General features: G+C 66.7%; 23 protein-coding genes. 13 read left to right on the forward strand and 10 right to left on the reverse strand.

The features are described from left to right. Positions 1–1,120: DUF1214 domain-containing protein (locus JHD80_RS04130; RefSeq protein WP_199085113.1), on the forward strand; the 1,120-nt coding region annotated here is incomplete at its 5' end. Positions 1,121–1,220: 100 nt separating this feature from the next. After that, positions 1,221–2,195: a DUF1254 domain-containing protein gene (locus JHD80_RS04135; RefSeq protein WP_248311390.1), complete on the forward strand. Its 975-nt coding sequence runs from the start codon at positions 1,221–1,223 to the stop codon at positions 2,193–2,195. Between the two features lie 55 nt (positions 2,196–2,250). Here JHD80_RS04135 and phaR read toward each other — a convergent pair whose 3' ends face one another. Further along, positions 2,251–2,853, reverse strand: coding sequence for a polyhydroxyalkanoate synthesis repressor PhaR (phaR, locus tag JHD80_RS04140; RefSeq protein ID WP_199085115.1), 603 nt, complete (start codon positions 2,851–2,853; stop codon positions 2,251–2,253). Between the two features lie 308 nt (positions 2,854–3,161). Here phaR and JHD80_RS04145 point away from each other — a divergent pair, with 308 nt between their 5' ends. The 3 genes from JHD80_RS04145 to phbB are packed head-to-tail and all read left to right on the forward strand — an operon-like array spanning position 3,162 to position 5,341. After that, on the forward strand, positions 3,162–4,340 hold the full coding sequence (locus JHD80_RS04145; protein WP_199085116.1) for an acetyl-CoA C-acetyltransferase: 1,179 nt from the start codon (positions 3,162–3,164) through the stop codon (positions 4,338–4,340). A gap of 16 nt (positions 4,341–4,356) precedes the next feature. Then, complete coding sequence (locus JHD80_RS04150) at positions 4,357–4,572, forward strand: DUF1737 domain-containing protein (protein WP_199085117.1); 216 nt, start codon at positions 4,357–4,359, stop codon at positions 4,570–4,572. 43 nt (positions 4,573–4,615) lie between these two features. Next, positions 4,616–5,341, forward strand: a complete 726-nt coding sequence (phbB, locus tag JHD80_RS04155; RefSeq protein WP_199085118.1) for an acetoacetyl-CoA reductase — start codon at positions 4,616–4,618, stop codon at positions 5,339–5,341. 264 nt (positions 5,342–5,605) lie between these two features. Here phbB and JHD80_RS04160 read toward each other — a convergent pair whose 3' ends face one another. Then, positions 5,606–6,808: an MFS transporter gene (locus tag JHD80_RS04160; RefSeq protein WP_199085119.1), complete on the reverse strand. Its 1,203-nt coding sequence runs from the start codon at positions 6,806–6,808 to the stop codon at positions 5,606–5,608. An 80-nt stretch (positions 6,809–6,888) separates the two neighbouring features. Here JHD80_RS04160 and yddG point away from each other — a divergent pair, with 80 nt between their 5' ends. Next, entirely contained in the window at positions 6,889–7,824 is a 936-nt protein-coding gene (gene yddG / locus JHD80_RS04165) for an aromatic amino acid exporter YddG (RefSeq protein ID WP_349237205.1), read from the forward strand. A gap of 112 nt (positions 7,825–7,936) precedes the next feature. On the opposite strand, the gene JHD80_RS04170 is transcribed toward yddG, so the two are convergent. From JHD80_RS04170 to argH, 4 genes are all read right to left on the reverse strand, one after another. Further along, entirely contained in the window at positions 7,937–10,672 is a 2,736-nt protein-coding gene (locus JHD80_RS04170; RefSeq protein WP_199085120.1) for a TIGR02302 family protein, read from the reverse strand. A 271-nt stretch (positions 10,673–10,943) separates the two neighbouring features. Then, the gene (gene lysA, locus JHD80_RS04175; RefSeq protein ID WP_199085121.1) at positions 10,944–12,233 is read right to left on the reverse strand and encodes a diaminopimelate decarboxylase; all 1,290 of its coding nucleotides are present in this window, start codon (positions 12,231–12,233) and stop codon (positions 10,944–10,946) included. A 153-nt stretch (positions 12,234–12,386) separates the two neighbouring features. After that, the gene (gene lptM / locus JHD80_RS04180; RefSeq protein ID WP_199085122.1) at positions 12,387–12,650 is read right to left on the reverse strand and encodes an LPS translocon maturation chaperone LptM; all 264 of its coding nucleotides are present in this window, start codon (positions 12,648–12,650) and stop codon (positions 12,387–12,389) included. Between the two features lie 186 nt (positions 12,651–12,836). Then, positions 12,837–14,222, reverse strand: a complete 1,386-nt coding sequence (gene argH / locus JHD80_RS04185) for an argininosuccinate lyase (RefSeq protein ID WP_199085123.1) — start codon at positions 14,220–14,222, stop codon at positions 12,837–12,839. 30 nt (positions 14,223–14,252) lie between these two features. On the opposite strand from argH, the gene tlpA reads away from it, so the two are divergent. The 5 genes from tlpA (at position 14,253) to JHD80_RS04210 (ending at position 18,918) form a co-directional block, all read left to right on the forward strand. Next, positions 14,253–14,879, forward strand: coding sequence for a thiol:disulfide interchange protein TlpA (gene tlpA / locus JHD80_RS04190; RefSeq protein WP_199085124.1), 627 nt, complete (start codon positions 14,253–14,255; stop codon positions 14,877–14,879). 75 nt (positions 14,880–14,954) lie between these two features. Continuing rightward, the gene (locus tag JHD80_RS04195) at positions 14,955–15,929 is read left to right on the forward strand and encodes a hypothetical protein (protein WP_199085125.1); all 975 of its coding nucleotides are present in this window, start codon (positions 14,955–14,957) and stop codon (positions 15,927–15,929) included. A gap of 69 nt (positions 15,930–15,998) precedes the next feature. After that, entirely contained in the window at positions 15,999–17,729 is a 1,731-nt protein-coding gene (locus JHD80_RS04200) for a carbamoyltransferase family protein (RefSeq protein ID WP_199085126.1), read from the forward strand. Between the two features lie 280 nt (positions 17,730–18,009). Further along, positions 18,010–18,258, forward strand: a complete 249-nt coding sequence (locus tag JHD80_RS04205; protein ID WP_199085127.1) for a DUF1272 domain-containing protein — start codon at positions 18,010–18,012, stop codon at positions 18,256–18,258. A 51-nt stretch (positions 18,259–18,309) separates the two neighbouring features. Continuing rightward, positions 18,310–18,918: an AAA family ATPase gene (locus tag JHD80_RS04210; protein WP_199085128.1), complete on the forward strand. Its 609-nt coding sequence runs from the start codon at positions 18,310–18,312 to the stop codon at positions 18,916–18,918. Between the two features lie 13 nt (positions 18,919–18,931). On the opposite strand, the gene grxD is transcribed toward JHD80_RS04210, so the two are convergent. The 3 genes from grxD to purL are packed head-to-tail and all read right to left on the reverse strand — an operon-like array spanning position 18,932 to position 21,774. Then, a complete protein-coding gene (gene grxD, locus JHD80_RS04215) occupies positions 18,932–19,267 on the reverse strand; it encodes a Grx4 family monothiol glutaredoxin (RefSeq protein WP_091856942.1) in 336 nt (111 codons plus the stop codon). Between the two features lie 47 nt (positions 19,268–19,314). Further along, complete coding sequence (locus tag JHD80_RS04220; RefSeq protein WP_061970071.1) at positions 19,315–19,551, reverse strand: BolA family protein; 237 nt, start codon at positions 19,549–19,551, stop codon at positions 19,315–19,317. A gap of 12 nt (positions 19,552–19,563) precedes the next feature. Then, positions 19,564–21,774 (reverse strand): phosphoribosylformylglycinamidine synthase subunit PurL, encoded by a 2,211-nt coding sequence (gene purL, locus JHD80_RS04225; protein ID WP_199085129.1) that lies wholly within the window; start codon positions 21,772–21,774, stop codon positions 19,564–19,566. A 148-nt stretch (positions 21,775–21,922) separates the two neighbouring features. Between purL and JHD80_RS04230 the strand changes: the two genes are divergently transcribed. Both JHD80_RS04230 and vapC read left to right on the forward strand, forming a co-directional pair. Continuing rightward, positions 21,923–22,135 carry a type II toxin-antitoxin system VapB family antitoxin gene (locus JHD80_RS04230; protein ID WP_199085130.1) on the forward strand — a complete coding sequence of 71 codons (213 nt, stop codon included), beginning with the start codon at positions 21,923–21,925 and terminating at the stop codon, positions 22,133–22,135. Continuing rightward, positions 22,132–22,521: a type II toxin-antitoxin system VapC family toxin gene (vapC, locus tag JHD80_RS04235; RefSeq protein WP_199085131.1), complete on the forward strand. Its 390-nt coding sequence runs from the start codon at positions 22,132–22,134 to the stop codon at positions 22,519–22,521. The genes JHD80_RS04230 and vapC overlap by 4 nt, the downstream gene beginning before the upstream one ends. Here vapC and JHD80_RS04240 read toward each other — a convergent pair whose 3' ends face one another. Next, positions 22,522–22,959 carry an acyl-CoA thioesterase gene (locus JHD80_RS04240; protein ID WP_199085132.1) on the reverse strand — a complete coding sequence of 146 codons (438 nt, stop codon included), beginning with the start codon at positions 22,957–22,959 and terminating at the stop codon, positions 22,522–22,524. Between the last annotated feature and the right edge of the window lie 55 nt (positions 22,960–23,014).

Consider the following 23,014-nt stretch of genomic DNA (forward strand, 5'->3'; position numbering starts at 1 on the left):
CCCGCCGGGCTCGGCTGATTTCGTCAACCCGAACTTCGACGTCGCCTATCTGGAGGCCTGGATCGCCGTCGAAGACCGGGCGCCGGTGATACTGGAGGTGCCAGAGGTGAAGGGGCGGTACTACACCGCGCAAATCCTCGACGAATGGGGCGAGGTCATCGTCAACATCAACGAGCGCACCTTCCCATCCAAACCCTTCGGCAAGTTCGCGCTGGTGAAGCCGGGCTCGACCGCGAAAATCCCTGCGGGCGCCGCTCGCATCGAGCTGCATTCCAGTAAGGCCAAGATGCTCGGCCGGGTCGAGTTCAAGGGCGACCGCGACGGAGCCATCAAGCTCCAGCACGCGTTCAAGCTGACGCCGCCGCCCAAGGTCGCCATCAGGAAGCCACCGCCGATCACCATCTTCAACAACAAGGAGCTGATCGGCGCCGAGATCTTTGATGACGTCGATGCGAAGCTCGCCAGTGCCCTGGACGTGTCCCCGGTAGCTGCAGAGATGCAGCAGAAGGTCCGCGCCGTCGCGGCCTATGTGGCATCATCGCCCGAGGCGCGCGCTGCGGTTGACGCCCAGTTGCGCAAGGTCGTCCCCGCATTCCAGGAATACGCGCTGACCAAGAGCGCGCCCTACCGCAACCACTGGGTCGGCGCGGGCCAGGCCGGCAACTTCGGCAAGGACTTTTGGCTCCGAACGTCGGTCAACTTCGCCGGTATCTGGGCGAACGTCCCCGACGAGGTGATCTATCTGGTTGCCACGCGCGATGCCGACGAGAAGCCCCTGAACGGCAGCAACGGCTACGTGATGCACTTCCCGGCCGACAAGCTGCCGCAGTCGGTGGTCAATGGCTATTGGTCGGTCATCCTGGTGGGGCTGCCCGACTACCGGGTCGTCCCGAACCCGCTCAACCGGTTCAACTTCAACAGCAACACGGCGCTTACCTTCGAGGCCGACGGGTCCCTGAAGATCGGCATCGGCTCGAAACTGCCGGCGGGCGTGCCCGAACCGAACTGGCTGCCGGCGCCCGAGGGCAAGCCGTTCTCGCTGACCTTCCGGACCTATGTCCCGAAGGATGTCGTCAAGCACGGCGAGTGGCAGCCCGCCGCGGTCACCAAGGTCAACTAAGCACCCATTCTGAGCCGACGCCCAAAACCGCAGGAGATGCACGATGTCGAAGCTAGCACTCCAGATCGTGGTGGTGGCATGGGCCGCTTCTGGCGTCGCCATGGCCCAGATGCCGCCCTCCGCTGCCAAGATCCCGGTCAACCCGGACAACTTCGTCAGAGCCGAGACGGACCTGTACGCCGGCAACATCGTGAAGGACGGCGGCCTGGGCAAGTTCGTCCATCGTCGGGAGCCGGCCGCCATCGACAACCAGACGGTCGTCAGGCTCAACCGCGACACCCTCTATTCGGCTGCCGTCTTCGACTTGGACGCCGGCCCCGTGACCATCGCGATCCCGCCAGTCGGGAATCGGTTCGTCTCGATGCAGGTCATCAACGAGGATCAATATACCCCTCAGGTCACATACGGGGCCGGTACCCGCACGCTGACCCGGAAGAACGTCGGGACCCGCTACGTCGTGGCCGCGGTCCGGACGCTGGTGAACCCCGCCGACCCCAAGGACGTGATGGCTGCCCACGCGGTCCAGGACGGGATTACGGTCAAGCAGAAGTCGGTCGGCAAGTTCGAGACCCCCGCCTGGGACCTGGTGAGCCAGAAGAAGGTCCGGGATGCGTTGCTGGCGCTGGCCGCCACCTTGCCGGATGCCAACCGGATGTTCGGGACCAAGGCCGAGGTCGATCCCGTGCGCCGGCTCATCGGCAGCGCCTCTGCCTGGGGCGGCAACCCCGACAAGGAGGCCATCTACCTAAACGTGACGCCGCCCAAGAACGATGGGGCGACCAATTATGTGCTCAAGGTCAAGGACGTGCCGGTCAACGGCTTCTGGTCGGTGAGCCTCTACAACGGCGAGGGCTATTACCAGAAGAACGATCTCAACGCCTATTCGCTGAACAACATCACCGCCGCGAAGGACCCCGATGGCTCGGTCACCGTGCGGTTCGGCGGCTGCGATGGGAAGGTCCCGAACTGCCTGCCGATCATGAAGGACTGGAACTACATGGTCCGGCTGTATCGACCCAAGGCCGAAATCCTGAGTGGCCGCTGGAAGTTCCCCACCGCGCAGCCGACGAACTGAAAAAAAACCGCGCCCTCGTTCCCCGAGAGCGCGGCTCTAAATCGTCAGGCTGACTTCAGCGCGAGCGCGACAGCTTGTCCAGGCGCTCGCGCATCTCGTTGAGCTCGCGCTTGAGATCGCCGATGTCGCCGCTGGCGGCTTCCGCCGCGGGCTTCGCGCCGGCGGCCGCATCCTGCTTGGCCTGCGCCGCCGCGGTGAACGGGTTGAACAGCCGGAAGGCCTCCTGGAAGATCTGCATGTTGGCCCGCGTCTGCGCCTGGATGGCGTCGAGCGCGTTGCCGCCGAAGGCCGAGCCGCTGAAGGCCTTGGTCATCTGCTCGCGGAACTTGCTCTGCTCCTGCGTGAGGTTCTCCATCGAGAACTCCAGGTAGCGCGGCACCAGCGCCTGCATGCTGTCGCCGTAGAAGCGGATGAGCTGGCGCAAGAACGCGATCGGCAGCAGGTTCTGCCCGTCCTTGGCCTCCTCGTCGAAGATGATCTGTGCCAGCACCGAGCGCGTGATGTCCTCGCCGGACTTGGCGTCGTAGACCACGAAATCCTCGCCCCCGCGCACGAGCCCGGCGAGATCCTCCAAGGTTACATAGGAACTGGTGCCCGTATGATAGAGACGCCGATTGGCGTATTTCTTGATGACGGTCGGTTCTTTGTCGCTGGCCATCATATCCCGCTTGACGTTGATCCGCGGCCACCGGTGGTTCCGGCATGCTCGGCGAAACGGTCTCCCATATGGCGCGACGATAGCCTGTCGGTGCTGCACCGCAAGCTCTTTGAGCGAATGCGGCAAAAATCGCCGAAGTCCTGCAACCACAAGCATGTACCCTCCGTTACGTCACGCCGACGGCGACGCCCCGGACGATTTCGGCGCCCGCCCGTCTTGACGCCGTCGCGGCAGGCTTCGAAGGTGGCGGGGAACGGTTGCGCCGGCGGGAGCGGTGCGGCCGCAACAACAAAGCGAGGAACCCTCTCATGGCAGATTCGGATATCGTGATCGTCGGCGCGGCCCGCACGGCGGTCGGTGCCTTCAACGGCGCTTTTGCCAACACTCCCGCCCATGATCTCGCCGCCGTCGCGATCAAGGAAGCGCTGAAGCGGGCCAAGGTCGAGGCCGCCGAGGTCGACGAGCTGGTGATGGGCCAGGTGCTCGCCGCCGGCCAGGGCCAGAACCCGGCCCGCCAGGCCGCCATGGCCGCCGGCATCCCGCAGGAGAAGACCGCCTGGGGCCTGAACCAGCTCTGCGGCTCGGGCCTGCGCACGGTCGCGATCGGCCTGCAGCAGATCGCCAACGGCGACGCGAACGTCATCGTCGCCGGCGGCATGGAATCGATGTCGCTCGCCCCGCACGCGGCCTACATGCGCGCCGGCACCAAGATGGGCGACGTCAAGTTCGTCGACACCATGATCAAGGACGGCCTCTGGGACGCCTTCCACGGCTACCACATGGGCACGACGGCCGAGAACGTCGCGACCAAGTATCAGATCAGCCGCGAGGAGCAGGACCGCTTCGCCGTCGGCTCGCAGAACAAGGCCGAGGCCGCCCAGAAAGCCGGCCGGTTCAAGGACGAGATCGCGCCGGTCACCATCTCCTCGCGCAAGGGCGACATCGTCGTCGATAGCGACGAGTATCCGCGCCATGGCGCGACGCTGGAGGCCATGGCCAAGCTCCGCCCCGCCTTCTCGAAGGACGGCACGGTGACCGCCGGCAATGCGTCGGGCCTCAATGACGGCGCCGCCGCGCTCGTCATCATGACCGCCAAGGAAGCGGCCCGCCGCGGCCTCACCCCGCTCGCCCGCATCGCCTCCTGGGCGACGGCCGGCGTCGATCCCGCGATCATGGGCACCGGCCCGATCCCCTCGACCCGCAAGGCGCTTGAGAAGGCCGGCTGGAAGGTCGGCGATCTCGATCTGGTCGAGGCGAACGAGGCCTTCGCGGCGCAGGCTCTGGCGGTCAACAAGGACCTCGGCTGGAACCCGGACATCGTCAACGTCAATGGCGGCGCGATCGCGATCGGCCATCCGATCGGCGCGTCCGGCGCCCGCGTGCTGGTGACGCTGCTGCACGAGATGGCCAAGCGCGACGCCAAGAAGGGCCTGGCCACGCTCTGCATCGGCGGCGGCATGGGCGTCGCCATGGCCGTGGAGCGCTGAGACAAGCGCCCCGCTCATGGCGAAGCGCACGACACTCTACCGCTATCTCACCGGCCCCGATGACGCCTCCTTCTGTCATCGGGTTTCGGAAGCGCTGAGCCTCGGCTGGTCGCTCTACGGCCAGCCGACCCTGACCTTCGACGCGGTCAAGGGCCGGGTCATCTGTGGCCAGGCCATCATCAAGGACGTGGACGCGGATTACGCGCCCACTCTCAAATTATCTGAACAATAACGGCGGCAAGCCGGAAGACGATCACTGAAAGGGAGAATGGCCTATGGCGAAGGTGGCATTGGTTACGGGGGGCTCGCGCGGCATCGGCGAGGCGATCTCGAAGGGTCTGAAAGCGGCCGGCTACAACGTCGCCGCGAGCTATGCCGGCAATGACGAGGCTGCGGCCAGGTTCACCGCCGAGACCGGCATCAAGACCTATAAATGGGACGTCTCGGATTATGAGTCCTGCGTCGCCGGCATCGCCAAGGTCGAGGCCGATCTCGGACCCGTCGACATCCTCGTCAACAATGCCGGCATCACCCGCGACGGCATGTTCCACAAGATGACGAAGGAACAGTGGGACGCGGTGATCAACACCAACCTGAACTCGCTGTTCAACATGACCCGGCCGGTCTGGGAGGGCATGCGCGCCCGCAAGTTCGGCCGCGTCATCTGCATCTCGTCGATCAACGGCCAGAAGGGCCAGATGGGCCAGGTGAACTACTCCGCCGCCAAGGCCGGCGATATCGGCTTCGTCAAGGCGCTGGCCCAGGAAGGCGCGCGCGCCGGCATCACCGTCAACGCGATCTGCCCCGGCTATATCGCGACCGAAATGGTCAAGGCGATCGACCCGGCCGTGATCGAGAAGTCGATCCTGCCGCATATCCCGGTCGGGCGCCTCGGCGAGCCAGAGGAGATCGCCCGCGCCGTGGTGTTCCTCGCCAGCGACGACGCCGGCTTCATCACCGGCTCGACGATATCCGCCAATGGCGGCCAGTACATGGCCTGATCGGCCGCACCGCCTGATGCTCGCAGGCGGCTGAAACAGAAAGACCCCGGAACCGCCTCACGGCCGGTTCCGGGGCCTTTTCGTTTGAGTGATGAGACAGCATTGGCCTTGAAGGCTTCGCCTTGTCCGACAACACGAGTCATCCCGGACGGAGCGAAGCGGAGATCCGGTATCCATGCCTGAACCTGTGCCGGATACGCTCCGGCATGGATCCCGGGTCAAGCCCGGGATGACCCGCGTGGTTCCGGCGGGACCTTGCAACCCTCACCCCTGCCGGCCGCCCTTCGGCAGCAGGAAGGTCAGCAGGCCGAAAGCCGGCAGCCAGGCGCAGATCTTGAACACCTCGATGATGCCGATCTTGTCGGCGAGCAGGCCGATGCCCGCCGCCGCCACGCCGCCGAGCCCGAAGGACAGGCCGTAGAACAGCCCGCCGACGAGGCCGACCCGGTGCGGCACGAGGTCGATCGCGTAGATCAGGATCGCCGAGAAGGCGCTCGACATGATGAAGGAGACCACGATGCTGAGCACGCCCGTCCAGAACAGGTCGGCATGGGGCAGCATCAGCGCGAAGGGCAGCGAGCCCAGGATCGAGAGCCAGATCACCCGGTCGCGGCCGATCTTGTCGCCGATCATGCCGCCGACGATCACGCCGATAGCTCCGACGACGAGATAGAGGAACAGCATGATCTGCGAGAGCTGGATCTCGATGCCGAAGCGCTCGATCAGGTAGAAGGTGTAATAGGAGGTGAAAGCCGCCGTGTAGCCGTTCTTCGAGATCAGCAGCATCACCAGCACGGCCATCGCCAGCAGCACGCGCCCATGCGGCAGGCCGTGGCTGGCGCTTTCCTCGACATGGGCTGCGGAGGATTTCTGCTCGCGCCGCATCGCCGAATAGCGGGACCCGAGCCAGCCCATCACCAGCATCGCCACCAGCACCACGCCGGAGAACCAGGACAGGCTCGCCTGCCCGCGCGGCATCACCACCGCCGCCGCCAGCAGCGGGCCGACCGAATAGCCGATATGGCCGCCGACCTGGAACACGCCCTGCGCCAGGCCCTGCCGGCCAGCCGCGGAATGGCGCGCCATCCGCGTCGCTTCCGGATGGAACACCGCCGAACCCAGTCCGATCAGCCCCGCCGCAAGCAGGACCATGACGTAGCTATGGGCGAAGGAGAGCATCAGCAGGCCCGCCAGCGTCGCGCACATGCCGGCGACCATCGCATAGGGCCAGGGCTTGCGATCGGTGACGAAGCCGAGGATCGGCTGCAGCAGCGACGAGGTCACCTGGAAGGCGAGCGTAATCAGGCCGATCTGCACGAAATCGAGCTGATAGTTCTCCTTGAACAGCGGATAGAGCGCCGGGATCATCGACTGGACGAGATCGTTCAGCAGATGCGCGAGGCTGAGCGCCGCCAGAACCGGCATCAGCGGGCGGCGAGCGACGGATTGCAGCGGGATCGTGGTCATAAAACAGGCAATGAGCCCGCTTTTGCTTGCGGTCAACGGGGCCGGGAGCATGGCGCCCATGGCTGCAAGGCTGGGTTGCGGTGCAGCACCGCTGCCGACCCATCGGCAAGCCCGGCGAAACCTGCTATCGCCGCGCGGTCTTCACGCCCGGCCCGCTCATGACCTCCCGCACCGCGACTCTCATCGGCTTCTGCGCCATCCTGCTCTGGTCGACGCTCGCGCTGTTCACGGCGATGTCGGGGCGCGTTCCGCCGTTCCAGCTCGTCGCGATGACCTTCGTCATCGGCGGCCTGCTGATCCTCGCGATCACGGCCTTGCGCGGGCAGCTCTCGCGCATCCGCCCGACGCCGGCCTCCTTTGCGCTCGGGCTCTACGGCCCGTTCGGCGACACCGCTCTCTACTATGCCGCGGTGAAGACCGCGCCAGCGGCCGAAGCCAACCTGATCCACTACCTCTGGCCGCTCCTGATCGTGCTCTTCGCGGCGCTGCTGCCGGGCGGCGGCCTCAAGCCCCGCCACCTGATCGGCGCGCTGATCGGACTGGTGGCGACAGGCCTGCTCGTGTCCGGCGGCCTCGGATCCGGCGGCGGATTGGCGCTCGGTCATGTCCTGGCCGCGCTCGGCGCCTTCGTCTGGGCGAGCTATTCGGTGGCCTCGCGCCGCTTCGCCAATGTGCCCTCGGAGAGCCTCTGCGTGACCATGTTGGGCTGCGCCATCCCAGCGCTCGCCTGTCACTTCGCCTTCGAGACCACGCTCTGGTCGCTGACACCCGTCGAATGGGGCGGCGTGCTGGGACTTGGGCTCGGCTCGATCGGGCTCGCCTTCGTCGTCTGGGATATCGGCATGAAGCAGGGCGACGTCGCCCTGCTCGGCGTCGCCTCCTATGCAGCACCGGTGCTCTCGACGCTGGTCCTCGTGCTGTTCGGCTATGCCGCCGCGAGCTGGCTGCTGGCCTCGTCCTGCGCGCTGATCGTGGTGGGAGCGCTGGTCGCGAGCGGCGGCGGGCGGAAGGCCTAGGAGACAAGGCGCGTCATTCTGGGGCTTGACCCGAGAATCTCATGACGAGAAGGCACACGTTTCCGAGATGCTCGGGTCAGGCCCGAGCATGACGAGCGTTTAACAGCCCTGCTCAGTTCCGCCGCAGCAGCCGCTCCAGGTAATCCAGTTCTTCCGTCGGCCGCAGGGGATCGCCGAGCCGCTTGCGCAGCTCTTCCAGGATGCGTCGCGCCCGTTGCGTCGCGCTTTCGTCGGCGCCGGGCACCTTGACCCTGCCGTCGGCCCAGTCGCGCTGGCGCTGCGGCCGGCCCAGTGGGTCCTCGCTACCGCGCTGCTGCGCCGAGGGCCGGCCCTGCTGGCGTCCGTCGGGCTCGCCATAGGCCTGCCCCTCGCCTTCGCCCTCGCCGGGCTGGCCCTGCTGCATCTGCTGGGCGAGGTTCTGCCCGCCCTTGCGCAACGCCTCCAGCGCACGTCCCTGCGCGTCGAGCGCACCCTCGCCCTGTCCCTGGCCGAGCTGGCCTTCGGCCTCGCGCATCGCGTCCTCGGCCTCGTCGAGCTCGCCGTTCTGCGGCGCGCCCATGCCGCGCATCCGCCGCTGAAGGTCCTGCAAGCGCTCGCGCAGGGCCTGCTGGCGCTGCGACAGGCCCTGGCCCTGACCCTGGCCGTTCTGGCCCTGCATGCCCTCGCCGCCTTCGCCGTCCTCACCCTGCTCGCCGGGCTGCTGCCCCGGCTGCTGGCCGCGCTGGCCCTGCTGGCCGCGCTGCCCTTGCTGCCCCTGTTGTCCCTGCTGGCGCTGGCCGGGCCGCGCCTGCTGCTGGCCGGGACGCTGGCCGCGCTGGGTCTGGCCCTGCCCCTGCTGGCGGCGCTGCTCGTTCTGATAGGTCTCGTCGCGCAGGTTCTGCTGGTCGCGCGTCATTCGGTCGAGGTCGCCGAGCGCCTGGTTCATCTCGCGCTGGCGCGGGTCCTGCTGACCGGGACGCGCCATCTGGAGATTGTTGAGCATCCGGTTGAGCTCTTCCATCAGGCGCTGTGCCTCGGCCATGTCGCCGCGCTTCGACAGCTCCTCGATGCGGTCGAGCATGTTCTGCAGGTCGCGCGGCGTCACCGTGCGGAAATTCTCCGGCAGGCGCGCCTGGTCGCGGTCGCCGTTCTGCTGTTGCTGGCGCATCATCTGCTCGGCGAGCTGGCGCATGAAATTGTCCATGGCCCGGCGCATCTCGTCGGTGAGCTTCTTGATCTCCTCCTCGGAGGCGCCGCGCTCCAATGCCTGCTGCAGGTTCTCCTGCGCCTGCCGCAGCGCGCGCTCGGCATCGGACATGTCGCCGTCCTCGAGCTGGAGCGCCATCGCCCACATCAGCTCGGAAACCTCGCGCAATTCGTCATCGCTGCCAGAGCGGCGCAGGCGCTCGGTCAGCAGCCGCATGCCGAGATAGACGCCGGTCTCCTGCATGAACAGGCTGGGCTCGATCATCAGCGCGTCCATGGCGAGTTGCACCTTGGAGCGGTCCTCGACATCCATGACGAGCTTGCGGCGCTGCTCGACCAGCGCCTTGGCGAGCGGCTTGGTGAAGGTGCGCTGCGGCAGCACGACCTCCAGCGGTTCGCTGCGGCCCTCCTGCCCGGCCTCGTCCTTGGCGATCAGCACCATCCTGACCTTGGCACCGGCCCAGGGATGGGCCGAGAAATCGACGGTGCTCTTGTTCTCCTCCTCGCCCGAGGCGGAGGACGGCACGGCGAGATTCTGCTTGGGCGGCTCGACCAGCGAGCGCCCGCCCTTGGCCACGTCCGGACGCGAGACGTTCACCTCGATCGAGGCGATGCCGTAATCGTCCTTGGCCTTGTAGGTGATGGCGAGCCCGCCCGACTGCGCGCCGGTGACGGGCTTCGGCGGATCGACGAAAGCGATGGTCGGCGGCTGGTCGGCGACGGAGGTGATCGAGAGCGTCGTTCCGGGCGCGCCGCTGCCGGTGAGCTTCAGCGTGCCGTTTCCGGCGAGCGTGAAGCGCTTCTCAAGCACCGCCTGCTGCGGCCCGACCGGCTGGGCGGGCTTGGCCTGGCCGTCCTTGGCCTCGCCCTCCTTGGCTTCCGGCTTGATCAGTTCGAGCCGGCCGGTCGTGGCGACATCCATGTTCGTCTTGCCGGCGATGCGCACGACGATGACGGATTTCTCGGGCGCGCTCAGATGCGGGCTCGCCAGTTTGGCGAAATCGATCAGGATCGGCGGCAGCCGCGTATAGGCGGGCGGATCGATCCAGGCGTCGATCCGTGTCGAGGCCGCGATGGCGGACGGCCCCTTCCAGTCGAAGGCGGCGGAGAGGCGCTGCGTGATCTCGGGACCGGCGACGAAGAAGCCGGTAATGGCAGCGAGCAGCGGGATCGCGCGCAGCGCCCGCCTGTCATGGCCCGCCATGCGCGGCTGCGGCGGCTGGACGCGCAGGGCCGCGACCTGCCGGCTCTGGCGCTCGACATGCAGCTTCCACAGGGCCTGCGAGACGGGATCGGTCGAGCCGATCGCGAGGCTGTCCTCCAGCGACGAGGCCGGGCGATGCCCTTCGGCAAAGGAACGGTCGAGCCGCGTCAGGGCATCGCGATGCGTCGGCAGGATGAGGCGGGCGACATGCCAGAGGCTGGCGGCGAAGGCACCCGCGAAGGCGAGCACGCCGATGATCCGCCCATACCAGGGCAGATGCGTCCACAGGCCGAACCAGGACACGGCGAGGAAGGTCAGGACGATGCCGAGCGGCAGCCAGAGCCGCGGCCACAGCCGCTCCCAGCCTAGCGAGACCCGCGAAGCCAGCGCGAGACGGCGCAGCCGCAGCCGGATGCCGTCGATCGTGTCGGGCGCCTTGCGGCGCTCTGCCTCGCTCATGCCATCGCTCCGGGCAGCCCCCATTCCTGTCTGAACTCGTCTGACTGAAGCAGGCTAGCACGGGAATGTGGCATTGCCAGTCCTCGCGCGGGCCTTTGCACCGCGCTCGACGTTTCGTGAACGGGCGCACGCACCGTCATGCCAAAGGGCGCGTTCGCGGAAACGCTTTGCCGTCATGGTCGGGCTTGTCCCGACCATCCACGTCTTCATCGATGCAATGCGGTGTTGAAGACGTGGATGCTCGCCGCAAGGGCGAGCCTGACGGCGGGTATCAGGCGAACCAGCCCGGCAGCTTGTCCGTCCCGATGAGCTCCTCATAGCTCTGGCGCGGGCGCGTCACGGCGTATTGGTCGCCCTTGACCATGACCTCGGCCACCAGCAGGCGCTGGTTATAGGTCGAGGACATCGAGGCGCCATAAGCGCCGGCCGTCATGAAGGCGATGAGATCGTTCTGGCGCAATTGCGGCAGCTTGCGCCCGGTGGTGAAGGTGTCGCCCGATTCGCAGATCGGCCCGACCACGTCGTAAGCCGCTTCCGGCCCGCCGATCTCGGGCTCCGTCACCGGCCAGATCTCGTGATAGGCCTCGTACATCGCCGGCCGGACGAGATCGTTCATCGCCGCGTCGACGACGAGGAACTGCTTGGTGGGGCGCGGATTGAGATGCAGCACCCGCGTCAGCAGGATGCCGGCATTGCCGACGATGAGGCGGCCGGGCTCGAAGCCGAGCTCGACATCGAGCCCTTTCGTCACCTTGGCCACCATCGCGGCATAGGCATCGATCAGCCCCGGCCCGTAATCGAAGGTCCGGGGGATGTCGTAGGGAATGCCGAGCCCGCCGCCGAGATCGAGCCGGTCGACGCGATGGCCCTCGCCCTTCAGGTCGCCGACCAGCGCGACCATCTTGGTATAGGCGGCCTCGAAGGCGTCGATCTCGCGGATCTGGCTGCCGATATGGACGGCGAGGCCCATGATCCGCACGCCCTGCATGTTCGCCGCCCGGGCATAGAGCCGGCCGACCTCCTCGAAGGAGACGCCGAACTTGTTCTCCGAGGAGCCGGTCGTGATTTTGGCATGGCCGCCGGCGCCGATATCGGGATTGACTCGGAACACCGCCTCCTGCCGCTTGCCGAGCTGGCTTGCGACCTTGGAGAGCAGGTCGAGCTCGCTCTCGCTCTCGATATTGACCTGGTAGAGCCCGGCCTCGACCGCGAAGCGCAATTCCTGCTCGCTCTTGCCGACGCCCGAGAACACGATCTTCTCGGGCGGAATGCCGGCAGCGAGCGCCTTGCGCACCTCGCCTTCCGAGACGGTGTCGATGCCGGCGCCGAGCGCGCCCAACGTCTTCAGCACGCCGAGATTGCCGTTCGCCTTCATGGCGTAGAAGACATGAGCCTTTCCGGCCGGCGCGGTCGTCTTCATCGCCGCCTCGAACAGCTTGTAGTGCCGTTCGATCGTCGCGCTCGAATAGACATAGACCGGCGTGCCGACCTCGGCCGCGATGCGCTGGAGATCGACGCCTTCGGCATGGAGCGAACCGTCGCGATAGGCGAAATGATGCATGGGACTAACCCTGGAAAGGCTTGCTGAAATTCACGCCGTCATCCCGGCCGGAGGAAGCGCGGAGCCGGATCCATACCGGAACCTTCGGCAGCGCTCAGGCCCGGATACCGGATCTTCCTTCGGTCGCCCGCGATGACCGCGGGGGAGCCGAGATCACATCAACGGGTCGAGGACGAAGGGCTTGTCCGGGATGGTGATCGCCCTGTTCGTCTTGGCCGGCTTCGCCAGCACGGAGGCCGAGCCGAGAGAGCTCGGATCGTTCTCCTTCGCCCCGGTCTGATCGTCCGGCAGGTCGATGGCGCCGGTCACATTCGGCGGCGGCTCCAACGGCCCTTTGCGCCCGCAGGCGCCGAGCGCAACGGCGAGCAGGCCGACGACCAGCAAGGTGCGGCCGAGTTTCAGGCGGGAATCAAGCACGAAAACGAACCCTCGGGCGAAACGTGGCGGGACCTTAGCGGAGGATGCGGCGGAGCGCGAGCGCTTGTGACGGAAAGCCGTCATCCCGGACGCAGCGAAGCGAAGATCCGGGATCCATCATAGAGCGCAACGCCCTTCGATGGATCCCGGGTCAAGCCCGGGATGACGCCGGGGCTGCGGCGCGCTTCAGCGCTTCGCGAGCAGCTTCAGCCAGCGCCTGGCCTGCTTGCGGACATTGGCCGGGGCCGTACCGCCATAGCTGACGCGGCTCTTCACCGACTGGTCGACGCCGAGCACGGCGAAGACGGCCTCGGTGATCTGAGGCTCGACGGCCTGCATCTCGGCGAGCGAGAGTTTCTCCAGCCCGACCTTTTTCTCCGAGGCGATGCCGACGAGCCGGCCGGTGACGTGATGCGCATCGCGGAACGGCATCTTCAGCACGCGCACTAGCCAGTCGGCGAGATCGGTCGCCGTGGCATAGCCGGCACCTGCCGCCTTCTTCATCACCTTGAGATCGGGCTGCATGTCGCGCACCATGCCGGTCATGGCCGCGAGGCAGAGCGACAGCGTCTGGAGGGCATCGAACGTGCCTTCCTTGTCCTCCTGCATGTCCTTGGAATAGCTGAGCGGCAGGCCCTTCATCAGGGTCAGCATGGCCTGCAGCGCGCCGAAGACGCGGCCCGCCTTGCCGCGCACCAGCTCGGCCGCGTCCGGATTGCGCTTCTGCGGCATGATCGAGGACCCCGTCGAGAAGGCGTCGGAGAGCCTGACGAAGCCGAATTGCGGCGTCGCCCAGAGCACGATCTCCTCGGCCAGGCGCGACAGATGCATGGCGCAGATCGAGGCGGTGGAGAGCGTTTCCAGCACGAAGTCGCGGTCCGAGACCGAATCGAGCGAGTTCGCCGTCGGCCGGTCGAAGCCGAGCGCCTTCGCCGTCATGTGCCGGTCGATCGGGAAGGAGGTGCCGGCGAGCGCGGCGGCGCCGAGCGGGCATTCGTTGAGGCGGGCGCGCGCATCGCGCACCCGGCTGCGGTCGCGGCCGAGCATCTCGACATAGGCGAGCAGATGGTGGCCGAAGGTGACCGGCTGTGCCGATTGCAGATGGGTGAAGCCCGGCATCACCGCGCCGGCATAGGTATCGGCCTTCTCGGCCAGCGCCTGCTGGAGATCGGCCATCTGGCCGTCGATCTCGTCGAGCGTATCGCGCACCCAGAGCCGCATGTCGGTCGCGACCTGGTCGTTGCGCGAGCGGGCGGTGTGCAGGCGGCCGGCGGCAAGGCCGATCTTGTCCTTGAGGTTGGACTCGACGTTCATGTGGACGTCTTCGAGCGCCCGCGAGAACGTGAAGGCGCCGCTCTCGATCTCGCCCTCGACCTTCTTCAGGCCGGCGGTGATCGTCGCGACGTCGTCCTTGGTCAGGATGCCGGTCTCGGCCAGCATGGCCGCATGCGCCAGCGAGCCGCGGATATCCTGGCGCCAGAGCTTCCTGTCGAAATCGATGGAGGCATTGATCTCCTCCATGATGGCGTCGGGACCTGTGGCGAAACGCCCACCCCACATGCGATTGCTCACGACGGTCTTTCCTGCTTTTGAGGACGCGCGATGACGTCTGGAAAAAAGATCGGACTGGCCCTCGGGGTCGTGGCGGCGCTCGGCCTCGCTGGCGTAGCGGCCTTCTACTCCGTCCGGGGCGATGCCGGCAACGGATCATGCAGCGCCGCGCGCGCGACGGCCGAGCGCATGAAACCGCTGGTCAAGGGCGAGGTTGCGGCCGTCGAACTGCGCACCCGCCCGCAGCCCGCGCCCGCGCTCACCTTCACCGGGCCTGACGGTCAGCCGATGACGCTGGCCGCGCTCAAGGGCAAGACGCTGCTGGTCAATCTCTGGGCGACCTGGTGCGCGCCCTGCCTGAAGGAGATGCCGGCGCTCGACACCCTCCAGAAGGAGATGGGCGGGCCGGATTTCGCGGTGGTCGCGATCAATATCGACACCCGCAATCTCGACAAGCCGAAGGCCTGGCTCACTGAGAACAAGGTCACCACCCTGCCCTTCTACGGCGATCCGCAGGCCGCGACCTTCCAGGCCCTGCGCGCCGCCCACAAGGTCGAAGGCATGCCGGTCAGCCTCATCGTCGACAAGGCCGGCTGCGAGCTCGGCATCATCCAGGGACCGGCCGACTGGGCCAGCGCCGATTCGAAGGCGCTGATGAAGGCCGCGATCGGGCGCTGATTGACGCCTTTGCACCATCCGGGCTTATTGCGCGACGGTGGGAGGGAGCATTCGACGCAAGCGAGGTCTTCGATCGTGAACGCATCCATTGTCCGCACGGCGCTGCTGCGCTGCCTTCTCGCCGTGTCCCTGATTGGTGCCGGCCTCGGCCTTGCTCAGGCCCAGGAGCGCAAGGCGATCACCGGCACCACCGTCTCGCTCGTGCCGCTCGCCGGCTTCACGCCCGCGACGACCTTCGCCGGGCTCGAAAGCACGAGCACCAAGGCCTCGCTCCTCGTCGTCGAATTGCCGCCGGTGGCCCATGACCAGCTCGCCCCGCTCTTCGGCGACATCGACAAGGCCAAGACGAATTTCGCCCGCCAGAACATCACCGTCGACGATATCGAGACGATCGCGACCGGCGCCGGCCCGGCCCCGCTCATCACCGGCAGCCAGCAGGCGAACGGCACCAGCTACGACAAGTGGATCGTGCTGCTGAAGGGCGAGAAGACCGTGATGATCACCGTCCAGTCTCCCGATGGAGCCGATCTCGACTCCGACGATGTCGTCGCGATGCTGAAGACGGTCTCGCTCGGCGCGCCGCCCAGCATGGCCGAGAAGCTGAAGGCCCTGCCCTTCACCGTCGCCGCGGCCGAGCCCTTCCGGATCATCGATACGCTCGGCGGCTCCGGCGTGCTGATGACCTCAGGCCCGCTCGATGCCGATCCGTCCGGCACGCAGCCGATCATCGTCGTCGCCTCCCAGCTTTCGGCGCCCGTCCCGGCCGACCAGCTCGAAACCGGCGCCGAAGCCCTGCTCAAGCAGACCAAGAACCTCGAGACTGCCACGATCACGGCGCGCGAGCGCGTGACCTTCGCCGGGGCTCCCGGTCTCCTCCTCTCCGGCATGGCCACCGATCGCGGCACCGAAAAGCGTTTCGCGCAATACATGGCGATCGGCGCCGACGGGCGCTTCGTCCGCCTCATCGCGATCGCCCCGGCAAGCGCCTATGACGGGGTCAAGGCCGGCATCGAGAAGGTCGCGGCCAGCATCGCCTTCGCCGCGAAGTAGGCCCGCCCGCGCCGCGCTCCCCGCTCAATCCGATTGGCTGGGAGCGCGGACAAGGGTAAGGCAGGCGCCATGACCTATACGATCGGCCTTGCCACCACCTTCCACGATCCCGCCATCGCGATCATCGGGCCCGATGGCGAGGTGCTCTTCGCCGAGGCGACCGAGCGCTACCTGCAATACAAGCGCGCGCCGAACTGCGAACCGGATTCGGCGCCGCGCATGGAAGGCCTGCTGAAGCGCTATATCCCTGAGGGTGCCGAGGTCCGCATCGCCACAAGCTGGGGCGAGGATTTCACCGGCTTCCTCGACCAGATGGCCCGCGCCGGCTCCTTCACGCTCGACGCCCTGCTCAAGCTCTCGCCCGAGCTCAACCGTTCGCTGGTGCCGGAGCGGACCGAGCGCGCCCTGATCGCCTCGCTGCATCTTAGCCAGCAGCGCGCCGGCATGGGCGTGCTGCTCGGGCTCGACCGCGCCTATGGCAAGGCCAATGTCACCGACCTGAAGCGCTACGGCCACCATCTCAGCCACGCGGCCTATGCCTGCTGGTCCTCGCCCTTCGACAATGCCGCCTGCCTCGTCGTCGACGGCATGGGCGAGACCGGCGCCTCGGCGATCTTCGCGCTGGAGAACGGCAAGCTCCGCGAAGTGAAGCGCCATCGCGGGCGAGAATCGATCGGCTTCTATTTCGGCCTCGTCACCGATCTCGCCGGCTTCGACCAGGCCAAGGGCGAGGAATGGAAGATCATGGGGCTCGCCCCCTATGGCAAGACCGATCCCGAGCTGATGGCGCTGCTGCGCAAGCTCTACAGCATCGAAGGCCACAAGCTCTCCTTCGCCAAGGCCGATGTGGTGCAGGCGGTGGCCGCCGAGATCCTGGCAAAACGCCCGGCCGACGCCCTCGACCAGGGTTGGGCCAATCTCGCCCGCTGCGGACAGGACGTCTTCGCCGAGATGATGGAAGCGCTGCTCGGAGAGGCTGCCGCGCTGGTCCCGAGCGAAAACCTCGTCATGGCCGGCGGCTGCGCGCTGAATTCCTCCTTCAATGGCAAGATCGCCGGCCGCCACGGCTTCAAGACGGTGTTCGTGCCCTCCGCCCCGGCCGATGACGGCAACGCGATCGGTGCCGCCTGGCTTGCCCACGCCGAGGCCAACCCGGACTGGCGCGCACCGAAGGGACCGCTCTCGCCCTATCTCGGCTCGACCGTCTCGACGGAGCCCTTCGAGCGCATGCAGCTCTGGGAGAAGCGCCTGCGCAAGCTCTCCCCGGACGAGATCGCGCCGGTCACCGCCAAACTGCTGACCGAGGGCAAGCTGATCGGCTGGGTGCAAGGCCGCGCCGAGTTCGGCCCCCGCGCGCTCGGCAATCGCTCGATCATCGCCGATCCGCGCCCGGCCGACGCCAAGGACACCCTCAACGCCAAGGTGAAGTACCGCGAGGCCTTCCGCCCCTTCGCCCCCTCGATCCTGGCCGAGCAGGCCGCCGACTGGTTCGAAAACTACCAGGACGCGCCCTATATGGAGCGCACGCTGGTCTGGAAGGAAGCGGTGCGTCACCGCGTCCCCGCCGTGGTCCATGAGGATGCGACCGGGCGCCTGCAGAGCGTCACGGCCGAGCGCAACCCGCGCTATCATGCGCTGATCTCGGCCTTCCACGCGCTGACGGGCGTGCCGGTGATCCTCAACACCTCCTTCAACATCATGGGCAAGCCGATCCTGCACACGGCGGAGGACGCGATCCTGATGTTCTATACGAGCGGGCTCGACGCGCTGGTGATCGAGGACTGGCTGCTGGTGAAGTGAAGGACAGCGCCGCTCGCCGCTGCCTTCCACTCGAACGCCGTCATTCCGGGCGCAGCGAAGCGGAGACCCGGAATCCATCGTAGAGCGCCGCGTCCTCCGATGGATTCCGGATCGGCGCCGCTTCGCGGCTTGTCCGGAATGACGCCGGGCTTCGAGAGATCGTTCCCGCAACGGACAGCCAACTGACCGATCCACCCCGTTGATCGGTCGGATCACGCGAAATCGCTGGTTTCAGCCCGGTTTGCGGTCATTCTTCCGGCCATCGGAAGGAGACGACGCCATGCTGCAATTGCGCCCGAACTGCGAATGCTGCGACCGCGACCTGCCGCCGCAATCGCGCGATGCCCTGATCTGCACCTTCGAATGCACCTTCTGCGCCGGTTGCGCCGAGACGCGCTTCGCAGGCACCTGCCCGAACTGCGGCGGCGACCTCGTGCGCCGGCCGATCAGGCCGGAGCGAATGTTGGAGAAATACCCGGCATCGACCGAGCGCATCCGCAAGCCGCACCCGCAATGCGCGGCGGCTTGAGATCGAGGCGCAGATTGGCGCGAAGAGGTGGTGCGTGCTAGCCAAAGCGGCATGACGACCCCACAGCCGCAGTTCTGGATCGTTGCCGGCCCCAATGGCGTCGGCAAGACCACCTATGCCTTCCGCCATATCAAGGCCGTCTCAGGCAGCACGCGTTTCGTCAATCTCGACGAGATCGCGCGCGGGCTCTCCCCACTCGACCCAACGGCTGAGCAGCAACGCGCCGGCCGCGTCGCGCTGGAGCTGACACGCTCGCTGATCTCTGAAAAGCGTTCGTTCTCGATCGAGACGACACTCTCGGGCAAGACGCACCTGCGCACGATCGCAACCGCCCGGGAGGCCGGCTACATCGTCAACCTCTTGTATTTCCTGATAGCCAGCCCGGAGGTATCACTGGCTCGCATCGCCCGCCGCGTCAGCGAAGGCGGCCACAACGTTGCGGAAGCCGATGTCCGCCGCCGTTTCTCCCGCTCGATCGAAAACCTGCCGGCCTATATCGATACGGTCGATCAATGGCGCGTCTTCGACAACGCCACCCTGCGCCCGAAAGCCGTCGCAGAAGGGCGACGCGGCTGCATCTCGCTGATCCAGCGCGAGGGCGATCTGCCACAGGCGCTTTGGGCGGCGCTTGAGACGCTGCCGCCCTGTGCGGAAGGCTGAACCCGGCGAGCCTTCAGCTCGCCTGCTTCACCGCGATGCCCTTCTCTTCGAAGAGCGCCTGCAATTCGCCGGCCTGGAACATCTCGCGGGTGATGTCGCAGCCGCCGACGAACTCGCCCTTGACGTAGAGCTGCGGGATCGTCGGCCAGTTCGAGAAGGCCTTGATGCCCTCGCGGATTTCCTGGTCCTCGAGCACGTTCACGCCCTTATAGGGCACGCCGATATAGCCGAGGATCTGCGCGACCTGGCCGGAGAAGCCGCACATCGGGAATTGCGGCGTGCCCTTCATGAAGAGCACCACGTCGTTGTTCTTCACTTCCGCTTCGATGCGGGCATTGACGTCGGACATCGTCTCGTCTCCTGAAGCGGGTTCAAGGCCCGCCGGATGGTCTCGTTCTAATCTTGGGGAACACTGGTCGTCAGCGCAAGGGCGTGCAGCACGCCGCCCATATTCCCCTGGAGCGCGGCATAGACCATCTGGTGCTGCTGCACCCGGGTCTTGCCCTTGAAGGCGGCCGAGACGACGGTCGCGGCATAGTGGTCGCCGTCGCCGGCCAGATCCTTGATCTCGATCGCCGCGTCGGGCAGCGCGGCCTTGATCATGCGCTCGATCTCGTGGGCATCCATCGCCATAGGTCGAACTCCTCAGGCCGCCTTGCCGGCCATATAGGACGGCAGCCAGTCTTCATGGATCTTGCGGAGATCGGCGATCGCCACAGCGGGCTCGCCCGGCAGAGCAAGCGAAGCGCCGCCCGTCTTGCCGATGGCGAGCGCCGGCACGTCGGCAGCCTTCGCCGCTGCGATTATCGCCTCGGCCTCGGCAGCGGGAACTGTCAGGACATAGCGCGCCTGATCCTCGCCGAAGAGCGCGGCATGGGCGGGGCCCACCGGCAGCGTCTCGATCTTGGCGCCGACGCCCTTGGCCATCGCCATTTCGGCGAGCGCCACGGCCAGGCCGCCATCCGAGAGATCATGGCAGGTCGAGACCTTGCCACCAGCGATCAGCCCGCGCACGAAATCGCCGTTGCGGCGCTCGATCGCGAGATCGACCGGCGGCGGAGCGCCCTCCTCGCGGCCGCAGACGGTCGCGAGATAGGCGCTCTGTCCGAGCCAGCCGGCGGTCTCGCCGATCAGGATGATCGCCTCGCCCTCGGCCTTGAAGGCGACGGTGGCGTGCTTGGTCACGTCCGCCATGACGCCGACGCCGCCGATGGTCGGGGTCGGCAGGATCGAGACGCCATTGGTCTCGTTGTAGAGCGAGACGTTGCCGGAGACGACCGGGAAGTCGAGCCCCTTGCAGGCCTCGCCGATGCCGCGGATGCAGCCGACGAGTTGGCCCATGACTTCGGGCTTCTCGGGATTGCCGAAATTCAGGTTGTCGGTGATGGCGAGCGGCGTGGCACCCGTCGCGGTCAGGTTGCGCCAGGCTTCCGCCACCGCCTGCTTGCCGCCCTCGAACGGATCGGCCTCGCAATAGCGCGGCGTCACGTCGGCTGTCATGGCGAGGCCCCGCGGCCCGTCCTCGATGCGGATCACGCCGGCATCGCCGCCGGGCGTCACCGCCGAATTGCCGAGGATCAGCGTGTCGTACTGCTCCCAGATCCAGCGCTTGGAGGAGAGGTCCGGCGAGCCGATCAGCTTCTTCAGCGCCTCGGCATTGCCGCAAGGCGGCGTCACGGTCTCGGCCGCGATGCGCTGCTGCGGCGCGGTCTCGATCCACGGGCGATCATATTCCGGAGCCTCGTCGCCGAGCTCCTTGATCGGCAGGTCGGCCATGACCTCGCCCTGGTGCTTGACGACGAAGCGCAGCGTGTCGGTGGTATGGCCGATGACGGCGAAGTCCAGGCCCCATTTGGTGAAGATCGCCTCGGCGGCGTCCTCATGGCCCGGCTTGATCACCATGAGCATGCGCTCCTGGCTCTCCGACAGCATCATCTCATAGGCGCTCATGCCCTCCTCGCGGCAGGGCACCTTGTCGAGGTCGAGCTCGACGCCGAGATCGCCCTTGGCGCCCATCTCGACGGCCGAGCAGGTCAGGCCGGCAGCGCCCATGTCCTGGATCGCATCGACATGGCCGGCAGCCATGATCTCGAGGCAGGCTTCGAGCAGGAGCTTCTCGGCGAAGGGGTCTCCGACCTGCACGGTCGGGCGCTTCTCCTCAGACTTGTCGTCGAATTCGGCCGAGGCCATGGTCGCGCCGTGGATGCCGTCGCGGCCGGTCTTGGAACCGAGATAGACGATCGCCTTACCGACGCCCGACGCCTTGGCGTAGAAGATCTCGTCGGCCTTGGCGATGCCGACTGCCATCGCGTTGACCAGGATGTTGCCGTCATAGCGCGTGTGGAAGCCCGTGGCGCCGCCGACATTCGGCACGCCGAAGGAATTGCCATAGCCGCCGATGCCGGCGACGACGCCGGAGACGAGATGGCGGGTCTTCGGATGCGCCGGATCACCGAAGCGCAGCGCGTCGAGCACAGCGATCGGGCGCGCGCCCATCGTGAAGACATCGCGCAGGATGCCGCCGACGCCCGTCGTCGCGCCCTGATAGGGCTCGATGAAGGACGGGTGGTTGTGGCTCTCCATCTTGAAGACGATGGCCGTGCCCTCGCCGATATCGATGACGCCGGCATTCTCGCCCGGGCCCTGGATCACCCAGGGCGCCTTGGTCGGCAGCGTCTTGAGATGGATCTTCGACGACTTGTAGGAGCAGTGCTCGTTCCACATCGCCGAGACGATGCCGAGCTCGGTGATCGTCGGCTCGCGGCCGATCAGATGCAGGAAGCGCTGGTACTCGTCCGGCTTCAGGCCGTGCTCGGCGACGAGCTGCGGGGTGATCTTGATGTCGTTCGGAATCACGGGCTCAGGCTTCCTGGCGGTCCGGCGATAGGGGTTGGCAGGGGCATAGCCTGCCTTAACGTGCGAGACAACGGCTTCCCGGTTCGGGCTTGAGCCTAGCGGGCTATATGTGTATGATTTACATACTTTCTACACATAGAGTGCTTCGATGCGCACCAATATCGAGCTTGACGACGAATTGCTCGCTGAAGCCATGGAGGCAACCGGCTTGCCGACCAAGCGCGCGACCGTCGAGGAAGCGTTGCGGCTGGTCGTTCAGCAGCATCGCCAACGCCGCGCCTTGCAGGAGCTGGCTGGATTGGGCTGGGAAGGCGACCTCGAGGCCATGAGGCGCGATGCAGCTTCGCCGGATCGGCAGTGATCCTCGTCGACTCCTCAGTCTGGATCGCCTTGCTGCGTCGGGAAGCGTCACCCCAAGTCGCGCAACTGACCGCTATCGAGCACACCTCCGATATCCTGATCGGAGACCTCATTCTGACGGAAGTGCTGCAGGGAGCGCGCGACGACAGGCACGCCGCGACGATCGAAGCCTCGATGTCGGCGTTTCCGATCGCCCCGCTGCTCGGGCCCGCGCTCGCTCCCCGCGCTGCCGCGAACTACCGCCTGCTTCGTCAGCGTGGCATCACCATCCGCAAGACGGCCGACATCATCATCGCCACGTACTGCATCGAGAACGGCCATCTGCTGCTTCATCAGGATCGCGATTTCGACCCGATGGTCGAGCATTGCGGCCTGCGCATCCTCTAGTCAGACAGCGAGCCGCTCCAGAGCAGCCCTGAGCGGAGCCGGGATCGGCACGGGCTTCTGGCTCGCGCGCGCGACATAGACATGGGTGAAGCGCCCTTGTGCCGCCGCCTGCTCGCCGCCTTGCCGGAAGATGCCGATGCGATAGGTGACCGAGCTGTTGCCGAGCCGCTCGACCGCGATCCCGGCCTCCACCGTCTCGGGAAAGGCGACGCTCTCGAAATAGGTGCAGCCGGTCTCCGCCACCAGCCCGACGATCTCGCTGCCGGAAAGGTCGAGGAAGCCGTTCTCGATGAGCCACACATTCACCGCCGTGTCGAACCAGCCGTAATAGACGACATTGTTGACGTGCCCGTAGGCGTCATTGTCGTGCCAGCGCGTCGGAATGGCGCGGAAGACACGGAAATCGGCGCGCATAAGGCGCGGCTGGCGCTCGCTCATCTCCTGCAAACCTCTCCACCGTCATGCTCGCCCTTGTGGCGAGCATCCACGTCTT

Source organism: Allobosea sp. ASV33 (assembly GCF_016428755.1).
Taxonomy (GTDB): domain Bacteria; phylum Pseudomonadota; class Alphaproteobacteria; order Rhizobiales; family Beijerinckiaceae; genus Allobosea.